The organism is Amycolatopsis sp. NPDC001319, from assembly GCF_042896185.1.
In the GTDB taxonomy this organism is placed as follows: Bacteria; Actinomycetota; Actinomycetes; order Mycobacteriales; family Pseudonocardiaceae; genus Amycolatopsis.
In genome coordinates, this window is the sequence record NZ_JBIAWY010000005.1 from 538,543 (window position 1) to 555,554 (window position 17,012).

General features: G+C 70.4%; 17 protein-coding genes. 10 read left to right on the top strand and 7 right to left on the bottom strand.

Annotation, left to right across the window (positions count from 1 at the left end):
• Positions 1-24: 24 nt before the first annotated feature.
• From ACFY1H_RS21670 to ACFY1H_RS21685, 4 genes are all read left to right on the top strand, one after another.
• A complete protein-coding gene (locus ACFY1H_RS21670; protein WP_386948816.1) occupies positions 25-1,047 on the top strand; it encodes a family 2 encapsulin nanocompartment cargo protein polyprenyl transferase in 1,023 nt (340 codons plus the stop codon).
• Between the two features lie 235 nt (positions 1,048-1,282).
• Positions 1,283-1,546 carry a hypothetical protein gene (locus ACFY1H_RS21675; RefSeq protein ID WP_386948819.1) on the top strand — a complete coding sequence of 88 codons (264 nt, stop codon included), beginning with the start codon at positions 1,283-1,285 and terminating at the stop codon, positions 1,544-1,546.
• Positions 1,513-1,974, top strand: a complete 462-nt coding sequence (locus ACFY1H_RS21680; protein ID WP_386948821.1) for a winged helix-turn-helix transcriptional regulator — start codon at positions 1,513-1,515, stop codon at positions 1,972-1,974. The genes ACFY1H_RS21675 and ACFY1H_RS21680 overlap by 34 nt, the downstream gene beginning before the upstream one ends.
• Positions 1,975-2,053: 79 nt before the next feature.
• Positions 2,054-2,737, top strand: a complete 684-nt coding sequence (locus ACFY1H_RS21685; RefSeq protein ID WP_386948824.1) for an SDR family oxidoreductase — start codon at positions 2,054-2,056, stop codon at positions 2,735-2,737.
• Between the two features lie 7 nt (positions 2,738-2,744).
• Here ACFY1H_RS21685 and ACFY1H_RS21690 read toward each other — a convergent pair whose 3' ends face one another.
• Positions 2,745-3,869, bottom strand: coding sequence for a CapA family protein (locus ACFY1H_RS21690; protein WP_386948827.1), 1,125 nt, complete (start codon positions 3,867-3,869; stop codon positions 2,745-2,747).
• A gap of 411 nt (positions 3,870-4,280) precedes the next feature.
• On the opposite strand from ACFY1H_RS21690, the gene ACFY1H_RS21695 reads away from it, so the two are divergent.
• From ACFY1H_RS21695 to ACFY1H_RS21715, 5 genes are all read left to right on the top strand, one after another.
• Positions 4,281-5,240, top strand: coding sequence for a substrate-binding domain-containing protein (locus tag ACFY1H_RS21695; protein WP_386948830.1), 960 nt, complete (start codon positions 4,281-4,283; stop codon positions 5,238-5,240).
• Positions 5,241-5,306: 66 nt separating this feature from the next.
• Positions 5,307-6,842, top strand: a complete 1,536-nt coding sequence (locus ACFY1H_RS21700; protein ID WP_366579059.1) for a sugar ABC transporter ATP-binding protein — start codon at positions 5,307-5,309, stop codon at positions 6,840-6,842.
• Positions 6,839-7,882 carry an ABC transporter permease gene (locus tag ACFY1H_RS21705; protein WP_366579057.1) on the top strand — a complete coding sequence of 348 codons (1,044 nt, stop codon included), beginning with the start codon at positions 6,839-6,841 and terminating at the stop codon, positions 7,880-7,882. Before ACFY1H_RS21700 ends, ACFY1H_RS21705 begins: the two co-directional genes overlap by 4 nt.
• A 1-nt stretch (position 7,883) precedes the next feature.
• A complete protein-coding gene (locus ACFY1H_RS21710; protein WP_366579055.1) occupies positions 7,884-8,561 on the top strand; it encodes an FCD domain-containing protein in 678 nt (225 codons plus the stop codon).
• A gap of 92 nt (positions 8,562-8,653) precedes the next feature.
• Complete coding sequence (locus ACFY1H_RS21715; RefSeq protein WP_366579053.1) at positions 8,654-9,745, top strand: glycoside hydrolase family 88 protein; 1,092 nt, start codon at positions 8,654-8,656, stop codon at positions 9,743-9,745.
• A gap of 49 nt (positions 9,746-9,794) precedes the next feature.
• Here the strand turns inward: ACFY1H_RS21715 and ACFY1H_RS21720 are convergent, their stop codons facing one another.
• From ACFY1H_RS21720 to ACFY1H_RS21745, 6 genes are all read right to left on the bottom strand, one after another.
• On the bottom strand, positions 9,795-11,114 hold the full coding sequence (locus tag ACFY1H_RS21720) for a DNA polymerase IV (protein WP_366579051.1): 1,320 nt from the start codon (positions 11,112-11,114) through the stop codon (positions 9,795-9,797).
• Position 11,115: 1 nt separating this feature from the next.
• A complete protein-coding gene (locus tag ACFY1H_RS21725; RefSeq protein ID WP_220246822.1) occupies positions 11,116-11,433 on the bottom strand; it encodes a transcriptional regulator in 318 nt (105 codons plus the stop codon).
• Complete coding sequence (locus ACFY1H_RS21730) at positions 11,430-12,071, bottom strand: hypothetical protein (RefSeq protein WP_386949392.1); 642 nt, start codon at positions 12,069-12,071, stop codon at positions 11,430-11,432. Before ACFY1H_RS21730 ends, ACFY1H_RS21725 begins: the two co-directional genes overlap by 4 nt.
• Before the next feature lie 78 nt (positions 12,072-12,149).
• Complete coding sequence (locus ACFY1H_RS21735) at positions 12,150-12,884, bottom strand: ABC transporter permease (protein WP_366579049.1); 735 nt, start codon at positions 12,882-12,884, stop codon at positions 12,150-12,152.
• Positions 12,881-13,795: an ABC transporter ATP-binding protein gene (locus tag ACFY1H_RS21740; RefSeq protein WP_366579047.1), complete on the bottom strand. Its 915-nt coding sequence runs from the start codon at positions 13,793-13,795 to the stop codon at positions 12,881-12,883. The genes ACFY1H_RS21735 and ACFY1H_RS21740 overlap by 4 nt, the downstream gene beginning before the upstream one ends.
• Positions 13,796-13,967: 172 nt before the next feature.
• Positions 13,968-15,536 (bottom strand): alpha/beta hydrolase, encoded by a 1,569-nt coding sequence (locus ACFY1H_RS21745; RefSeq protein WP_366579045.1) that lies wholly within the window; start codon positions 15,534-15,536, stop codon positions 13,968-13,970.
• Positions 15,537-15,829: 293 nt separating this feature from the next.
• On the opposite strand from ACFY1H_RS21745, the gene ACFY1H_RS21750 reads away from it, so the two are divergent.
• Positions 15,830-16,999 (top strand): macrolide family glycosyltransferase, encoded by a 1,170-nt coding sequence (locus ACFY1H_RS21750; RefSeq protein WP_386948836.1) that lies wholly within the window; start codon positions 15,830-15,832, stop codon positions 16,997-16,999.
• Positions 17,000-17,012 lie beyond the last annotated feature (13 nt).

Genomic DNA, 17,012 nt, shown 5'->3' on the forward strand with positions numbered 1-17,012 from the left:
CGTTTTTCCGTTCGGAGGGGATGTATGACCACAGTGGACGCCCGGGCGCGGACGGTGCCGGAGGTGCTGGCGTGGAGCCGGGACCTGTGGGAGCCGGCGATGCGCGCGGCGGTCGACCGGCTGCCCGACTCGATGCGCCGCATCGCCGGCTACCACTTCGGCTGGTGGGACGCGTCGGACGCCGCGTCGGCCGTCCCGGCCGGCAAAGCCCTGCGGCCGGCGCTGGTGCTGCTGTCCGCGGAGGCCGCGGGCGGCGACCCGGCCGACGCGATCGCCGCCGCCGTGGCGGTGGAGCTGGTGCACAACTTCTCGCTGCTCCACGACGACGTCATGGACGGCGACGAGACCCGCCGCCACCGGGCGACCGCGTGGACCGTGTTCGGCACCAGCCCCGCCATCCTCGCGGGGGACGCGTTGCTGACGTTGGCCTTCGACGTCCTGGCCACGGACGGCCCCGCCGCTGCTCGCGTCCTGAGCACGGCGGTGCTGGACCTGCTCCACGGCCAGAACGAGGACCTCGCCTTCGAACGACGGGCGTCGGTCGACCGGGCCTCCTGCATCCGCATGGCCGAAGGCAAGACGGGCGCCTTGCTCGGCGCCGCCTGCACCCTGGGCGTCCTGGTCGTCGGCGGCCGCGGCACGCACGTCTCGGAACTCGGCACCTTCGGCCGCTCCCTCGGCCTGGCCTTCCAACACGTCGACGACCTCCTCGGCATCTGGGGCGACCCGGCCGTGACGGGGAAACCGGTGTACTCGGACCTGCAGAACCGGAAGAAGTCCCTGCCGGTCGTGGCGGCCCTCGCTTCGGAGACGGCGGCCGCCGGGGAGCTGGCGGAGCTGTACCGGCAGGAGGCTCCGCTGTCCCCGGCCGAACTGGCCCGCGCCGCGGTCTTGGTCGAGTCGGCGGGCGGACGTTCGTGGAGCTCCGCGGAAGCCGAGCGGTTGCTGGCTTCGGCTTTGTCGTCCCTGGCCGCCACGGCGCCCGCCCCGCGCCCCGCGGCGGAACTGACCTTGCTGGCCCACCACATCACCCGCCGCGACCACTGACCGGCGGCGGCCCGGCCCCGGCGTGCTCGTGCCACTCCCCCGAGGCACGAGCACGCCGTTCCTGCGCGTCGCTGTGGTGTTCGACAGCGATGTCGAAGACTTCTTCCTCGCGCACTTCGCCATGAGCGGCGCGTCGACCGAAGTCGCTCGCGCCCAAGGCCCACCGGGCTGCCCACGGGGCTCGACATCACCACCCGGCTCACCACGTCGCCCGTGATCAGCATCGCGAAGATCCGTGGTCGGCTACGTCAACCGAGCCGTGCCCGACGCCGAACTCGACGAGTACGTCGACGCCCTCGCGAGGCGCATCGCGTCGTTCGGCCGGCAGCCCATCGCCGCGGCCAAGACCCTCGTCAACCGGACGACCCTGCCCGACGTGCGGCATCTCGTGGAAAGCCAGGCGAAGTTCGGCGAGAGCGCCGACGTTTCTCTCCGGCTGGGTTGCGAAGTGATATTCTGCCCACTATGGCACTACTGCAAAATGCCACCGAGGAGCTGACCGACGACCCCGCCTGCTCCATCGAGCGAAGCCTGGAAGTGCTCGGCGAACGGTGGACCTTCCTGATCCTGCGCCAGCTCTTCCGCGGCCAGACGCGGTTCAGCGAGCTGCGCGAGTCACTGGGCATCGGCCCCAACCTGCTCAGCGCGAGGCTGCGCACGCTGACCGCCGCCGGGGTCGTGGAAACCGCGCCGTACCAGGAAATCGGGGCGCGTCCGCGGCAGAGTTACCACCTCACCGAGGCCGGGAGGGAGCTGCGGGTCGTGCTCCTCGGACTGCAGCAGTGGGGTGACGTGCACCGGCCGCGGCCGGCCGGGCCTTCGGCCGTACGGCGGTCGAAGACGACAGGAAAGGCCGTGCGAGTGGCGTTCGTCGACGAGGACGGGGTCGAGGTGCCCGTCGGCGACGTGGAGATCCTCGCGCGGTGAGTCCCCTGGGCGAGCTCTCATCGCCTGAGTACTAAATCTGTATTCAGAATGATAGTGTGGCGCCCGGAAGGGAGCCACCATGGACATCAAAGGATCTGTCGCGCTGGTCACCGGAGCCAACCGCGGCATCGGCCACGCGTTCGCCCGCGCACTCGTCGAGCACGGCGCCGCGAAGGTCTACGCGGGTGCACGAGACCCGGCGACGGTCACCGACCCCGACCTGACGCCGCTGCGCCTGGACGTCACCAGCGCCGAGGACATCGCGGCCGCCGCGGCCGCGGCGGGCGACGCCACGATCGTGATCAACAATGCCGGCATCCTCGGCAACGTCGGCGAACTGCTCGCCGGCTCACTGGACACCGCCCGGCAGGTGCTGGAGGTCAACTTCTTCGGCACCTGGGCGGTCTCGCGGGCGTTCGCGCCCGTCCTCGCCCGCAACGGCGGCGGCGCGCTGGTCAACATGCTCTCCGTGGCGTCCTGGAAGGGCAACGCGAGAACCGTCGCCTACTCGGCGTCCAAGGCGGCCCAGTGGTCGCTGACCGACGCGCTGCGCGAAGGTCTGCGTGACCAGGGCACGCTGGTGGTGGGCGTGCACGCCGGGTACGTGGACACCGACGGCGCGGCGTGGCTGGACGCCCCGAAGATCGAGCCGGCGCAGGTCGCGGCGAAGACCATGCAGGCGTTGCTGGACGACCGCGTCGAGGTCCTGGCCGACGACGCGGCGCGCCGCCTCAAGGCCACCCTTTCCCAGCCCCTCAACTGAGGACCCGCTACTTACCCGGCCGAGTCAAGCCGTCGTCGCCGGCACCGCGCGACAGGACCACCTCGTCGGTGTTCGCCAGCGCCTCCGTGCCGCGTGGGGTGGGCGGAGCGGAGGTCAAGTCGCGCAGGCGGATCGGCGGGCCGAGGTCGATCAGCGTCGGGAGGTACTCCGCCTTGGACACGGCCCAGTGGCCGTCCGTCTGCGTGAAGGTGAAGCGGGCGGCCGTGCCTTCTTCGGTGGAGCCGCGGGGGTCGTCGTGGCGGGCGATCTCGTTGCCGAGGCCGTAGGCGACCCACTTGCCCTCGACCTTTTCAAACGGCTGGACCACGTGGGCGTGGTGCCCGACGATCAGGTCGACGTCGGGAGAGGCCAGCAGCTTGCGGGCCAGCGAAGCCTGGTCGTCCGTCACCGAGTGCTGGTACTCGATCCCCCAGTGCAGGCTGGCGATCACGACCTCGGCGCCGGCCGCGCGGGCGGCGTGGGCGGCCGCGAGGATGTCGTCGGCGTCGATTTCGTTGGCCAGCCAGGGTTTGCCGGCGGGGACCTTGATGCCGTTGAAGCCAAAGGCGAACGACAGTTGCGCCACCTTCACGCCGTGGACGTCGAGGATCAGCGGCTGCGAAGCCTCGGCCGCCGAGCGCGCGGAGCCCGTGTGCTTGAGGCCCACCTCGTCCAGCTTGTCCAACGTCCGCGTGATGCCGGCCGCGCCCTTGTCCAGCGTGTGGTTCGAAGCCGTGGAGCAGGTGTCGTAGCCGGTGTCCTTGATGGCGTCGGCGATCTGCGGCGGCGCGCTGAACGACGGGTACCCGGTGTACGGCCCGCCCTCGGGCGCGAGTGGCGTCTCGAGGTGGCAGATCGCCAGGTCGGCCCCGGACACGAGCGGCTTGACGCCCGCGAGGATCTGGCGGTAGTCGATCTGCCCGCCGCCATCGGCCTCAGCCTGGTCGGTGAGGGCGGGGTGGATCAGCACGTCGCCCGTCGCCACGACCGTGAACGACGTCGGCGCGGCCGAAGAAGGCAAGCCGGCGGGCGCCGAAGGAGCCGGCAACGCGGCCTGCGGTGCCCCGCTGCACCCCGCCAGCACCAGCACGGCGCCGGCCCACCCGAGGATCGAGCGGCGGATGTGCGTCATGTTCGCCCCCTTTGTCCAGCTGCCGTCGACATCCTGCCGCATGTCGACCGGACAAGACGCAACGCCCGCCATGACGGACCGTAATCGAACCCAAGTCAACAAGAAAACCCACCAGCAACCGAAATAGCAGCACGATCAGGGCGGAGCAACAAACCCTGGTCAGCCGGGAAAAAATACGATAATTAGCGCCCAACCACCAGTAGGAAAATCACTCTCCGTAGGTATCCATCCGCTAACTGCGGCAGAACCTGTGGTTGACGTCACCCGATCCAGTGTCTTGTAATACGAGTTACGCGGAGTTCACGCCCACGCAACAGTCGTCCTCGGCCCCCATGGGAGCACTCGATGTCCACATACCCGCACAGGTCACGTACCTGGAGCGTTGTTGGTTGTTGTTTGATTGCCGGTGCAGTGTTGGCCGGATGCTCCTCCGGCAAGGACACCGCCGCGCCCGCGCAGCAGGCGCCGACGAACGGCAAGATCACGCTCTACTACCTGCAGAAGCAGGGTGATCAGCAGTACTTCGTGGAGCAGGCGCAGGGCGCCCAGGAGAAGGCGAAGGAGCTGGGTGTCGACCTCAAGGTCGTCAACCTCGGCCAGGACGCCAACAAGGCCATCACCGAACTCGACGCCGCGGTCGCGCAGGGGGCCAACGGCGTCGCCATCGTGGTGCCCGACCAGGCCATCGGCCCGGAGGTCATCGACAAGGCGAAGTCCGCCGGAATCCCGCTGATCTCCTCCGACGACGTGATCAAGGACGGCACCGGCAAGGCCGCCCCGTTCGTCGGCTTCAACGGCACGCAGATGGGCACCTCGGTCGGCCAGGAGGCCGCGAAGCTGTTCAAGGCCGCCGGCTGGTCCGCCGCCGACACCAAGGTGATCAGCGCCTACAAGCAGGACCTCACCGTCTGCACCGACCGCGTCAACGGCGCCAAGGCCGCGTTCGAGAAGGACGCCGGCGCGCAGGTCGACGTGATCGACGTGGGCACCGACAACTCCCCCGTCGACGCCCAGAACCGCTCCGGCGCCGTGATCAGCTCCAACCCCGGCGTGAAGCACTGGGTCGTGTGGGGCTGCAACGACGAGAACGAGACCGGGGTCGTCACCGCGCTCGCCAACTCGGGCGTCGCCGCGAACAACATCATCGGTGTGGGCCTCGGCGCCTACCTCGACTGCAAGGACTGGGCCGCGGGCAAGGACACCGGCAACAAGTCCTCGCTCTACATCTCGGGCGCCGAGGTGGGCCGCACCGCGATCCAGGTCCTCGTCGACAAGGTCAAGAACGGCAAGGACCTCCCGCTCGAGACCATCGCCAAGACCCAGATGGTGAACAAGGACACCTTCAAGGCGGCCGGCGTCAACTGCACCTGACCCGACCACGGCCCGGGGGTGTCCACACGCGACACTCCCGGGCTCACCTGTGAAGGAAGGCTCACCATGGCCAGTTCCACGGCGCTCATCGCCGAGGGCATCGGCAAGCGCTTCTCCGGCGTCACCGCGCTCGACGACGTGACGCTGGAGTTCCACTCCGGCGAGGTGCTCGCGCTCATGGGCGAGAACGGCGCCGGCAAGTCGACGCTGCTGCGTGTGCTCTCGGGCGACCACGAGCCCAGCGACGGCACGCTGCGGGTCGACGGCGAGCCGGTGGTGTTCGACAACCCGCGCGCCGCGATGGCCGCGGGCGTGCGCGTGATCTACCAGGAACCGGAGATCATCCCGCACGTCTCGGTGGCGGAGAACGTGTTCGTGGGCGAGCTGCCCTCGCGCGCCCGCGTGTTCAGCCGCCGCACGCTCAACCAGCGCACGCACGAAGCGCTCGTCGAGTACGGCTTCGAAGGCGTGCTCGACCCGGCCACGCCCGGCAGCAAGCTCTCGGCCGCGCAGCGCCAGCTCGTCGAGATCCTGCGCGTGCTCACCGCGGCCACCCCGCCGCGTGTGATCGCCTTCGACGAGCCCACCTCGTCGCTCTCGGAGCACGAGGTCGACGCGCTGTTCCGGCTCATCCGCCGCCTGCGCGACTCCGGCGTGGCCGTGGTCTACGTGTCACACCGCATGAAGGAGATCTTCCAGCTCGCCGACCGCGTGGCCGTGCTGCGCGACGGCAAGCTCGTCGGCGTGCAGCAGGCGGCGGAGTCCGACGAGAACCAGCTGGTGCGCATGATGATCGGCCGCGACCTCTCGGCGCTGGAGCGGCGTGAGACCGCCGAGACCGGCGAGGTCGTGCTGCGGCTGGAGGGCGTGACCACCGACGACGTCACCGACGTCTCGTTCGAGGTCCGCGCCGGTGAGGTCGTGTGCCTGGCCGGGCTGGTCGGCGCCGGACGTTCCGAGCTGGCGCGCGCGATCGTCGGCGACCTGCCCGTGCGGTCGGGAAAGCTGGAACTCGACGGGAAACCGTTCAAGGCCCGCACGCCCGGCGACGCGGTGAAGGCGGGCATCGGCTTCGCGCCCGAGGAACGCAAGACCGACGCGTTGCTGATGCAGCGTTCCGTGCGCGACAACGTCTCCATCGCCGTGCTCGACCGTCTGCGCCGCTTCCGCGTGATCCGGCGGGCGAAGGAGCGCGAGCTCGTGGCGGAGTACATCCGCGAGTTGCGCGTGCGCACGCCGTCGATGGAGCAGGAGGTGCGCAAGCTTTCGGGCGGCAACCAGCAGAAGGCCGTGCTCGCGCGCTGGCTCGCCCGCCGGCCCCAGCTGCTGATCCTCGACGAGCCCACCCGTGGCGTCGACGTCGGCGCGAAAGCAGAGATCTACCGCATCATCGACGGTCTCGCCGCCGAAGGCATCGCCCTGCTGGTGATCTCGTCCGACCTGCCTGAAGTCCTCTCGCTGGCGGACCGCATCGTCGTGATGCGCGCCGGGCACGTCGCGGGCCAGCTGAACCGCGACGAAGCGACCGAAGAAGCCGTACTGACCCTGGCCATCCCGGCGACGGAGCCGGCCGCCGAAGACATCCAGGAGGTGGGGGCGTGAGCACCCCGACCCGGCCCAGCCCCGCGCAGGAGCAGCCGACCGAACACCCCGACCCGCACCGCGTGTCCACCGCGCGCAAGGTGCTCAACGGCATCGGCGTGCAGAACAGCAGCCTGATCATCACGCTCGTGGTGCTCGTCGTGCTGCTCTCGACGCTGAACGACAACTTCTTCCGCACCAACAACCTGCTGCTCATCGGCAGCGCGATCACCATCATGGGCCTGCTGTCGCTGGTGCAGACGCTGGTGATCATCCTCGGCGCGCTCGACATCTCGGTCGGCTCGATGGCCGGGCTCGCGTCGGTGATCTCGGCGATGGCGTTCACGTCCACCGGCAGCTCGATCGTCGGCATCCTCGCCGCGGTCGGCACCGGGATCGCGTGTGGTCTGGTCAACGGCCTGATCATCATCTTCGGCCGCGTGAACCCGGTCGTCGCCACCCTGGCCACGCTCGCCACGTACAAGGGCATCGCGCAGGTCGTGTCCGACGGCAAGGCCCAGGGCTACACCGGCGCCGACGACCTGTTCATCTTCCTGGCCAAGGGCAGCGTGCTCGGGCTGCCGACGCTGGTGTGGGTGTTCCTGATCGTCGCCGCGGTGCTGCACTTCCTGCTGAAGTACACCGACATCGGCCGCAACGTGTTCGCCATCGGCGGCAACGACACGGCCGCGCGCCTGGCGGGCATCAACATCAACCGCTACATCATCGGCGTCTACGCGCTCGTCGGCGTGGTCGCGGCCATCGCGGGTGTGCTGATCACCGCCCGCACGGGCTCGGGTCAGCCGACGTCCGGGTCCGAGGGCTTGGAGCTGCAGGCCGTCACGGGCGCGGCGCTCGGCGGCACGATGCTCAAGGGCGGCAAGGGATCCATCGTCTCCACGGTGCTGGCGGTGTTCATCCTCGGCGTGCTCGACAACGGCATGTCGGGCCTGGGCATCAACCAGTTCTGGCAGAACGTGGCCCACGGCGCGCTGCTCGTGGTCGCCGTCGTGCTGCAGCAGCTGCGCAGCGGGGAGCGCCGCGTCGGTCTGCCCGCCTGACGTGGGTGCCGACGGGGCCGGCCTGCACGCCCGCATCGTCGACGCGCTGGGCCGGCTGATCGTCGAAGGGGCGCTGCCCACCGGCGAGCCGATCGTGCCCGAGGACATCGGGCGCCGGTTCAAGGCCTCCCGGACGGTGGTCCGGGAGGCCTTGCGGGTGCTGGAGTCGAAGGGGCTCGTGGCGGCGCGGCCGCGCGTCGGCACGTGGCCGCAGCCGCCGGAATCGTGGGACGCGATCGACCCCGACGTGATCGGCTGGCGGGTCCGCGGGCCGGATTCGATTCGGCAGCTGCACGACCTGATGGAGCTGCGCCACCTCGTGGAGCCACAGGCCGCGCGGCTGGCGGCGCGGCACCGCGCGCCGGACGAGCTCTCCGCGCTGGCGGCGGCGTACGGGCTGATGACCGACGCCGTGGAACGCGAGGACACCGGGGCGTTCACCGAGGCCGACACGCTGTTCCACGCCGCGCTGGTGCGGGCCGCGGGCAACGCGTTGCTCACCCAGCTGCAAGTGCCGGTCGTCGCCGCCCTGCGCGCCGCGCCCGAGCCGACGGCGGGCACGCTCGTGGCGCATTCGCGCGTGCTCACCACGGTGCTCGCGAAGAACGCCGACGGAGCCGAGAACGCGACGCGCCGGCTGCTGGAAACCGTTGCGGCGTACCACTCACCGGCACCTTGACACGCCCAGTGGTCCACACCATAGTCCGTGATCGACCGGCCACCGATCACGATGGCCTCCGCCGCCATGAGCTGCTTGAGGAGGACGCACCCATGCGTTTCCCGGGAATCCGCGGTTTCGCCGTGCTCGCGGCGGCGGTGACGGCCGGTGGGCTGGCGCCGGCCGTGGCGAGTGCGGCACCGGCGGCGCCGGCCGCGCAGTGCGCCGTGGCCGACGCGATGGTGAAGGCCGGTGACTACTGGGTCGCCCACGGGACGAACCTCGCGCCGGCCGACTGGCAGAACGCGACGTTCCACGTGGGCAACCTCGCCGTGGTCCGCACCACCGGCGTGTCCAACCACCAGACGCTGCCGTGGGGCGAGGCGAACAACTACCTGCTGCCGACCACGCCGGGCCAGCCGTTCGCGGCCGAAGACGAGGCCGCCGGCGAGGCGTACCTCGACCTGTACACCTACTTCCACCCCGACCCGCCGATCCTGGCCGACCTGCGTTCGCGCCTGGCCGACGAGGTCGCGAGCGTGCAGGCCGGGCACACGGGCTACTGGGACCACGTGAGCGCGCTGAACATGGCGATGCCCTCGTTCGCCCGCATCGGCGTGATGGACTCCTCGGAGCCGACGCTCGCCGCGATGCAGAAGCTCTTCCAGCACACGGAAAAGAGCCTGTTCGACGAGTTCTCCGGCTTGTGGCGCACCGATGCGCACTCGCTGTCGTACTGGTCGCAGGGCAACGGCTGGGCGCTGGCGGCCCTGACCAAGGTGCTGCAGGTGCTGCCCGCAAACGACCCGCGGCGCCCGGAGTACCTGCGCGTGTTCAAGAAGATGGCGACGACGCTGAGCGTGCTGCAGCGGCCGGACGGCTTCTGGAACGCCAATCTGCTGAACCCGTTCGGCGGCCCGGAGAGCAGCGGCACCTCGCTGATCACCTACGGCCTCGCGTGGGGCGTCAACGCCGGGGTCCTCGACAGCCGCTGGTTCGAGCCGGTGGTCGACCGCGCGTGGAAGTCCTTGTCCACCAAGGCGGAGAACGCCGACGGCTTCGTGGGTTACGTCCAGCCGAAGACCGACGGACCCGGTTCGGCCAAGGCCACGGACACCTCGGCCGCCGGTGTTGGGGCCTTCCTCCTGGCCGGTCAGCAGGTCGCGGACCTCACCCCGGGGTGCGCGCTGCCGCCCGCCAGCTGAACCGAGGAAACGTGAAGGGCCGCCACTCTCGTCGTGGCGGCCCTTCCGTCTACTTGAGACAGTCTTGGGGGTCGCCGCGGGTCAAGGCGGGGTCGGTTTGCTCGAACGTGCGTGCCACGCCCGGGCCGGAGGTCCGCGTCTCGAAGCGCACGGTCACGCGGCCGTGGCCGGCGCCCTGGACCCAGCCCGTGCCGAACTCCGGGTGCACCACGTCGTCGCCCGGGCGCCAGCCGCTCGACGACACCGGGGCCGACCCACCCGGTGACGGCACCACCGCCACCACGGGCTCGGCCGAGGCCCCCGGCACGGCCAGGGTGAACAACGCGTCTTGGTGCGGCACGGAAAGCCCGCTGAACGCCACGCCGACCAGCCGCACGCCGCCGAACTCCTGCGGATCCAGCAGCAACCGCTCGGCGGTGGCGACGAGCTGGTTGAGGTCGTCGGTGGGCGAGGCCGTGGTCTCCGAGCGGGTCACCGTGCTCATGTCCGTGTGCCGCAGCTTGATCACGACCGTGCGCGCCACCCGGCCCGCCTTCACCAGCCGCGAGTGCGCGCCCGCCGCGATCTTGCGGACTTCCGCGCGCAACCGGGTGAGGTCCACGATGTCGACGTCGAACGTCGTCTCCGCGCTGACCTGCTTGGCCTCCCCGCGTTCGGCCACGGGCCGGTCGTCCGTGCCGCCGGCCAGCTTGCGCAGCTCCCGGCCGACGACCCCGCCCAGCGTCGCCACCGCGTCCGGCTCCGACAACGCCGCCAGCTCGCCCAGCGTCAGCACCCCGATCGTTCGCAGCTTCGCCTCCGCCACGGGCCCGATCCCCCACAGCGCCCGCACCGGCAACGGCGCCAGGAACTCCCGTTCGGTGCCCGGCGGAACCACGAGCAGGCCGTCGGGTTTGGCCCGGTCCGAGCCGATCTTCGCGACCTGTTTGCCCGTGCCCGCCCCGATCGAGGCCGTGAGCCCGGTTTCCGCCCGAATCCGCGCCCGCAGCTCCTCCGCGAACCGCGTCACGTCCGCCACCGACGCACCGGCCAGCGAAGGCGGCTCCGCGAACGCCTCGTCCAGCGAAATCCGCTCCAGCACCGGTGCGACGTCGGCGACGATGTCGAAGACCTGCTTGCTCAACGTCTCGTACAACCGGAACCTCGGCGGCAGGATCACCGCCCCCGGCGGCAGCAACCGGCGCGCCTGCGACATCGGCATCGCCGACCGCGCGCCGTACACCCGCGATTCGTAACTCGCCCCGGCGACGACCCCACGCGGCCCGGTCCCGCCGACCACGACGGCGCGGCCCCGCAGCGTCGGGCGCGTGAGCTGCTCGACCGAGGCGTAGAAGGCGTCCAGGTCGAGGTGGACGACCCAGCGGGTCACGTCAGCTCCCGCCGGTGGCGTCCAGCAGCCGGTGCAACGCCGTCGTGTAGGACTCGAACGCCGCGCGGCCCTTGGCGGTCAGCTTCACGAGCGTGACGGGCGTGCGGTGCTCGTAGGCCTTGGTGATCTCCACGTACTCGGCGTCTTCGAGCTTGCGCAGGTGCGTGGAGAGGTTGCCGGCCGTCATGTCGAGGAGCTGCTGCAGCCGCGGGAAGGTGATCTGGTCGCCGTGGTGCAGCCCGGCGAGCGCGACCGTGACGCGCAGCCTGGCCTGGGCGTGGATCACCGGGTCGAGCTCCGGCAGGCTCGCCTCCGTCACGTGCCGGCCCGCCCGCCGGTGCGCGCGGGCCGGCGACGCAGGTCACGCACGAAGTACACGAGCGCCGCGACGAGGAACCCGCCGCCGCCGGCCAGGCACAGCACGAGGAAGTTGCCCGGAACACCGACGAGCACGCTCGCGCCACCCGACACGATGATCCACACCCCGAAGCCGTACTGCAGCTTGTCCTGCCACAACATCCCGCCGGCGAGGTAGAGCATGCCGGTGAGCAGCAGTGAGGAGCCCGACCACAGCAGGGAAATCGTGTGCGGGTCGAGCGCGCCCTTGTTCATGATGCTGATGTTGATCAGCGACAGCGCGGCGAACGAGATCATCCAGCTCCAGCCGTACATCGCGCCGGTGCGCCGAGACGGGCCGCGTATGCCCCGGCTGATGCGGCCGCCGTAGTAGGCGGAGTACGCGATGGCCGCCACGAACAGCACCCCGACCACGATCGCCGCGACCCACCCGGGCATGAGCGGCCTCGCGTGGCTGTCGTCGGACAGGTACACCAGGCCCCAGCCGACCAGCCACGTGAAGGCCCAGACGCCGAGCAGACGCGCCGGGCTGGCCCCCAGCTCCCGGCGCGTCCGCTCGTTCTGCCGGGCGATGAGGTTCAGCGACTCGGCGGCCGACATCGGCTGCTCTTCGTCGTCATCCACCTTGTTTCGCCCTCCCACCGTGCTGACCCCACATGCAGCACGGAAGTTAACACGTCAACCGACTTTGGCCGTGTCCAACCGGAACCGCCGCACCACCACGAGCGCAGGGATGACGAGCCACGCCGCGAGCACCGCCACCGCGAGGCCGAGACCGTTCGCACCGCCCACCGGCATCGTGCCGACGCGGCCGAGCCAGTAGGTCGGGACGAAGTGCGCGATCGTGGTCATCCAGGCCGGCATGATCGACAGCGGCATCCACAACCCGCCGAACACCCCGAGCGGCAGCATCAGCGCGCCGGTCATCGCGCCCACCGTGTCGCCCTTGCCGAACAGCCCGAGCAGCAGGCCCAGCACGGCGAACGGCAGGGCCCCGAGCCACAGCGCCACCGCGGTGAGCACCCATTGCGTGGCCGTCAGGTCGACCCCGCGCAGGGCGCCGGCCACGAAGATCACCACGAGCACCGGCAAAGCCATCGCCATGGCGGAGGCGATCTTCACGAACACGTAGTCCGGCGCGCGCATCGGCGTGAGACGAAGCTGCCGCTGCCAGCCGTCGGTGCGTTCGGTGGCCACGCGCGTGCCGGTGAACAACGCGCCGCTCAAGGCGCCGTACGCGCCCATGTTGATCATCGTGGTCGTGCTCGCCTTCAGCCCGTCCGGGCCGACGTAGTCGCCGAACAGGCCGCCGAAGAGCAGGAACATGCCCAGCGGCACGGCGATCGTGAACAGCGCGAACTGCGGGCTGCGCACGATGCGCAGGATCTCCAGGCGCAGGTAAACGAGGTTCATCGCAGGGCTCCTTCCGGCTCGTCGGTGTGCTCGTCGCCCGTCAGCGCGAGGAACGCTTCTTCCAGGCCGACGGCGGTGATCTCGATGTCGCTCGCGTCCGGGAAGGTGGTGAGCAGGGCGCGGATCGCCAGGTCGGAGTCGGCACACGCCAGCTCGGCGCGGCCGCCCTGAAGGCGTGCGGTCGTGACCCCGGCGAGCGCGGCCAGCTCGGCCTCGCTCGCGCCCGGCACCACGGCCCGCAGCACACGTCCGGACACGGCGGCGCGGACCTCGGCGACCGAGCCGTCGGCGACGACGCGGCCGTGGCGCACGAGCACCACGCGGTCGGCGAAATCCTCGGCCTCGGCCAGGTAGTGCGTGGCGAACAGCACCGTGCGGCCGCCTGCGCTGAACTCGTGCATCGAGGCCCAGAACGAGCGCCGGCCGTCCACGTCCATGGCGGCGGTCGGCTCGTCGAGCACCAGCAGCTCGGGGTCGCCGGCCAGGGCCAGCGCGTAGCGCACGCGCTGCAGCTGGCCGCCGGAAAGCTTGCCGCAGCGGCGGTTCGCGAAATCCGTGATGCCGGCGCGTTCGAAGACCTCCGCGGCCGGCAGCGGGTCGCGGTACATCGAGCGCATCAGCCCGACGAGCTCGGCCGGCGTGGTGTCGCGCAGCAGGAAGCCGTTCTGCACCATCGCGGCCATGCGCCCGGCGTCGACGGCCGCCCGCGCGTCGCCGCCGAACACCCGCACCTCGCCCTCGTCGGGCCGCGTGAGCCCGAGCAGCATGTCGATGGTGGTCGACTTGCCGGCGCCGTTGGGGCCGAGCAGCGCCACGACCTCGCCGCGGCTGACCTCGATGCTCAGCCCCTCGACAGCGTGCACCGGCCCGAACCGTTTCGTCAGGCCTCTCAGACTGAACGCCTCACTCATCCCGTCCCCCATCGACTTTGCGTTGCAAACCTGCTGGGGAACTTTGTAACACAAACCTCGTTGTGATGAAAAGCCCTACGAGGGACGAAGTTGTTTGATCAAGCCCCTGGAACGCCGAAGCGCCGGGCGGGGATGGTCCCCACCCGGCGCTTCGAGCCGGTGTTTCAGCTGGTCAGAGGTGACCCAGCAGCGGCAGCACGTCGGCCTTGGCCTTCGCCTGCGCGGACGCCGACGGGGCCGGTTGCGGCTGCGGCAGCGGCGCGCACTCGACATCGGCCGTGCGACCCGGCTTGCGGGCCGGCAGGGCGCCGGTCGCCAGGTAGTCCGCGATCTTGGTGTCCACGCACGCGTTGCCGCGCGGCGTGATGGCGTGGCTCGTGCCGCCCGGCTCCGCGATCAGCGACGCGCCCGGGAAGCGGCTGCGGACCTCGAGGCTGCCCTCGTACGGCGTGGCCGCGTCGAGCGTCTCGTCGATCATCAGCACGCTCTGCACACCCTTGCCGTCGACCTGCACGGGCTTGCTCGCCTTGGCGGGCCAGTAGACGCAGGGGGCGTTGAACCAGGCGTTCTGCCAGGTGAAGTACGGCGCCTTGAGGAACGTCTTCCAGTTGTCGAGGCGCCACTGGTTCCAGTTCGTCGGCCACTGCACATCGGTGCACTGCACGCCGAGGTACACGGCGTAACCGTTGTCGCTGTCGGACTCGAACAGGGCCTTGACCAGCGACGGGTCGTTCTTCGTGACGATCGCCGACAGCGCGTCGGCCACGTCGAGCCAGGTCAGCTGGTAGTAGCTGGCCTGCTGGATCACGTCGGTCAGCTCGTCGGGCCCGATCTGGCCGCCCGCGGGCTTGAGCGAGAGCTTCACCAGCTCACGGTCGACGGTCGCCTTCACCGAGGCCTGCGTCTTGCCCAGGTGGTAGGTGCTGTCGTACTTGGCGAGCCACCCGAACCAGATGTTGAGGTTGCGATCGAACGCCACGTCCTGGTTCAGGTTCGCCTGGTACCAGACGTTGCGCGGGTCCACCGTCGAGTCGAGCACCATGCGGCGCACGCGCTGCGGGAACATCGTGCCGTAGACCTGGCCGAGGTAGGTGCCGTAGGAGTAGCCGTAGAAGTTGATCTGGTCGGCACCCAGGGCCGCGCGGATGGAGTCCATGTCGCGCACCGAGTCGGTGGTCTTCAGGTTGTCGAGCAGCGCCTTCGGGTTCTTCTTGGCGCAGTCCTCGGCGTAGCCCTTGGCGCGGTTGAGCCACGTCTTCTCGAGGCTCGGCGTCAGCGGGACATACGAGGGCCGGTCGAAGCTCGTGTAACCGTTGTCGCACGACAGCGCGGGCTTGCTCGAACCGACGCCGCGCGGGTCGAAGCCGATCCAGTCGTAGGCGTCACCCGCGTGGTTGGGCACGTTGGCGCCGACGCGCGAGAGCGTCAGGCCCGAGCCGCCGGGGCCACCGGGGTTGGTGAGCATGACGCCCTGGTACTGCGCGTCCGGGGTCTTGTGCTTGATGCGGCTGACGGCGAGCTGCGCCTTCTGGCCACCCGGGTTGCTGTAGTCCAGGGGCACGGTCACGAAACCGCACTCGGCGCCGGCCGCCTTGAGGCCGGCGTTGTCGCACTGCCCCCACGCCACGGGCGGCGGGGTGTAGGCGGCGGGGGCGGTGGCCGGCGCCGCTGACGCGACGGGCACGGTGACCAGCGAGGCCAGCGTCGCGACGGCGACTGCCGCGAAGACAGCACGTCTCACGGGAGTTCCTTCTCTGTCGGGGTTCTCGTCTGTCGGGTCCGCCAGACGTTAGTCGTCTTGGCGGCGTGCGGCCGGGTGTTCTGGCCGCTCTGCCCGATAGTCCCTACGAAAGGTGGACGCTCTAATCGGTTTGGCCGCCGTCCGCTGCCACCGCTACCGTGTCCGGCATGACCATCTTCCAGCGCTTGCGGCAGCTCTAGCCCCGGCGTGACTCTTCACGGCCGCGCGTTCGCGGCCGTCTTCCCTGCGCGCCGGGTCCTCCCCCCTTTTGACGGAAAGGACCTGCGTCTTTCATGCGCGAACACATCGTGATGGTCGGCAGCACCGCGCCGAGCCACATCTACCCGTCCCTGGGCGTCATCGCCGAGCTCGTGCGGCGCGGGCACCGGGTGAGCTACGTGGTGGGCTCACCCCTCGAGTCGCTGGTCGCCCCCACGGGCGCCCACGTCGTCACCCACCCGACCCTCCTGCCCCTCGGCGAGGCCGGCGTGTGGCCCGACGACCCGGCCGACGCCATGCGCGTCTTCCTGGACGAGGCGATCGCCGTGCACCCACTGCTCCTGTCGACGTTCGACGCCGACCGTCCCGACCTGGTCCTCTACGACATCGGCGGCCTCGGCGCCCCGCTGCTGGCGTCCCGGTACGGGGTGGCGGCCGTGCAGCTCTCGCCGACGCTCGTGGCGTGGGAGGGCTACGACGAGGACATGAGTTCGGTGCTGGACCCGATCAAGGCCTCACCGTCCGGTGTGGACTACGCCCGCACGATGACCGCGTGGCTGCGGGAGAACGGCGAGACCGAGGAGGCGTGGACCTGGCTTTCGCACCCGCCTCAGGTGCTGTCGCTCATCCCGCGCGCGATGCAGCCCCACGCCTCGCGCGTCGGGCCGCACGTGCAGTTCGTCGGACCGTGCCTGTCACCGGATCGGCTGGCCGAGACGTGGACCCCGCCGTCGTCGGGGAAGCCGGTGCTGCTGGTGTCGTTCGGAACGGCGTTCACCGACCAGCTGCCGGTGTACCGGGCCTGCGTCGAGGCCTTCGCCGACTCGCCTTGGCACATCGTGATGTCGATCGGTGCTTTTGTGTCCGCTTCGGACCTGGGCCCGCTGCCGCCGTCGTTCGAGGTGCACTCCCGCGTGCCCCAGCTGGCAGTGCTGTCGGCGGCCTCGGCGTTCATCACCCACGCCGGGATGGGCAGCTGCACGGAAGCGCTGTGGTACGGCGTCCCCACGGTGGCCATCCCCCAGGCCGCCGACCAGTTCGGCAACGCGGCGCAGCTGGAAACGCTGGGCGTGGGGCGGCATCTGCCGGCCGCGGACGTGACCGCCGCGTCGTTGCGTTCGGCGGTGGACGAGGTCGCCGGATCCGCCGAGATGGCGGCGCGGCTGTCGTCGCTGTCCACGGAAATCCACGCCCACGGCGGCATTCCGGCGGCGGCTGATGCGGTGGAGGCGTTCTTGAAGTAAGGGTCGGGGGTTC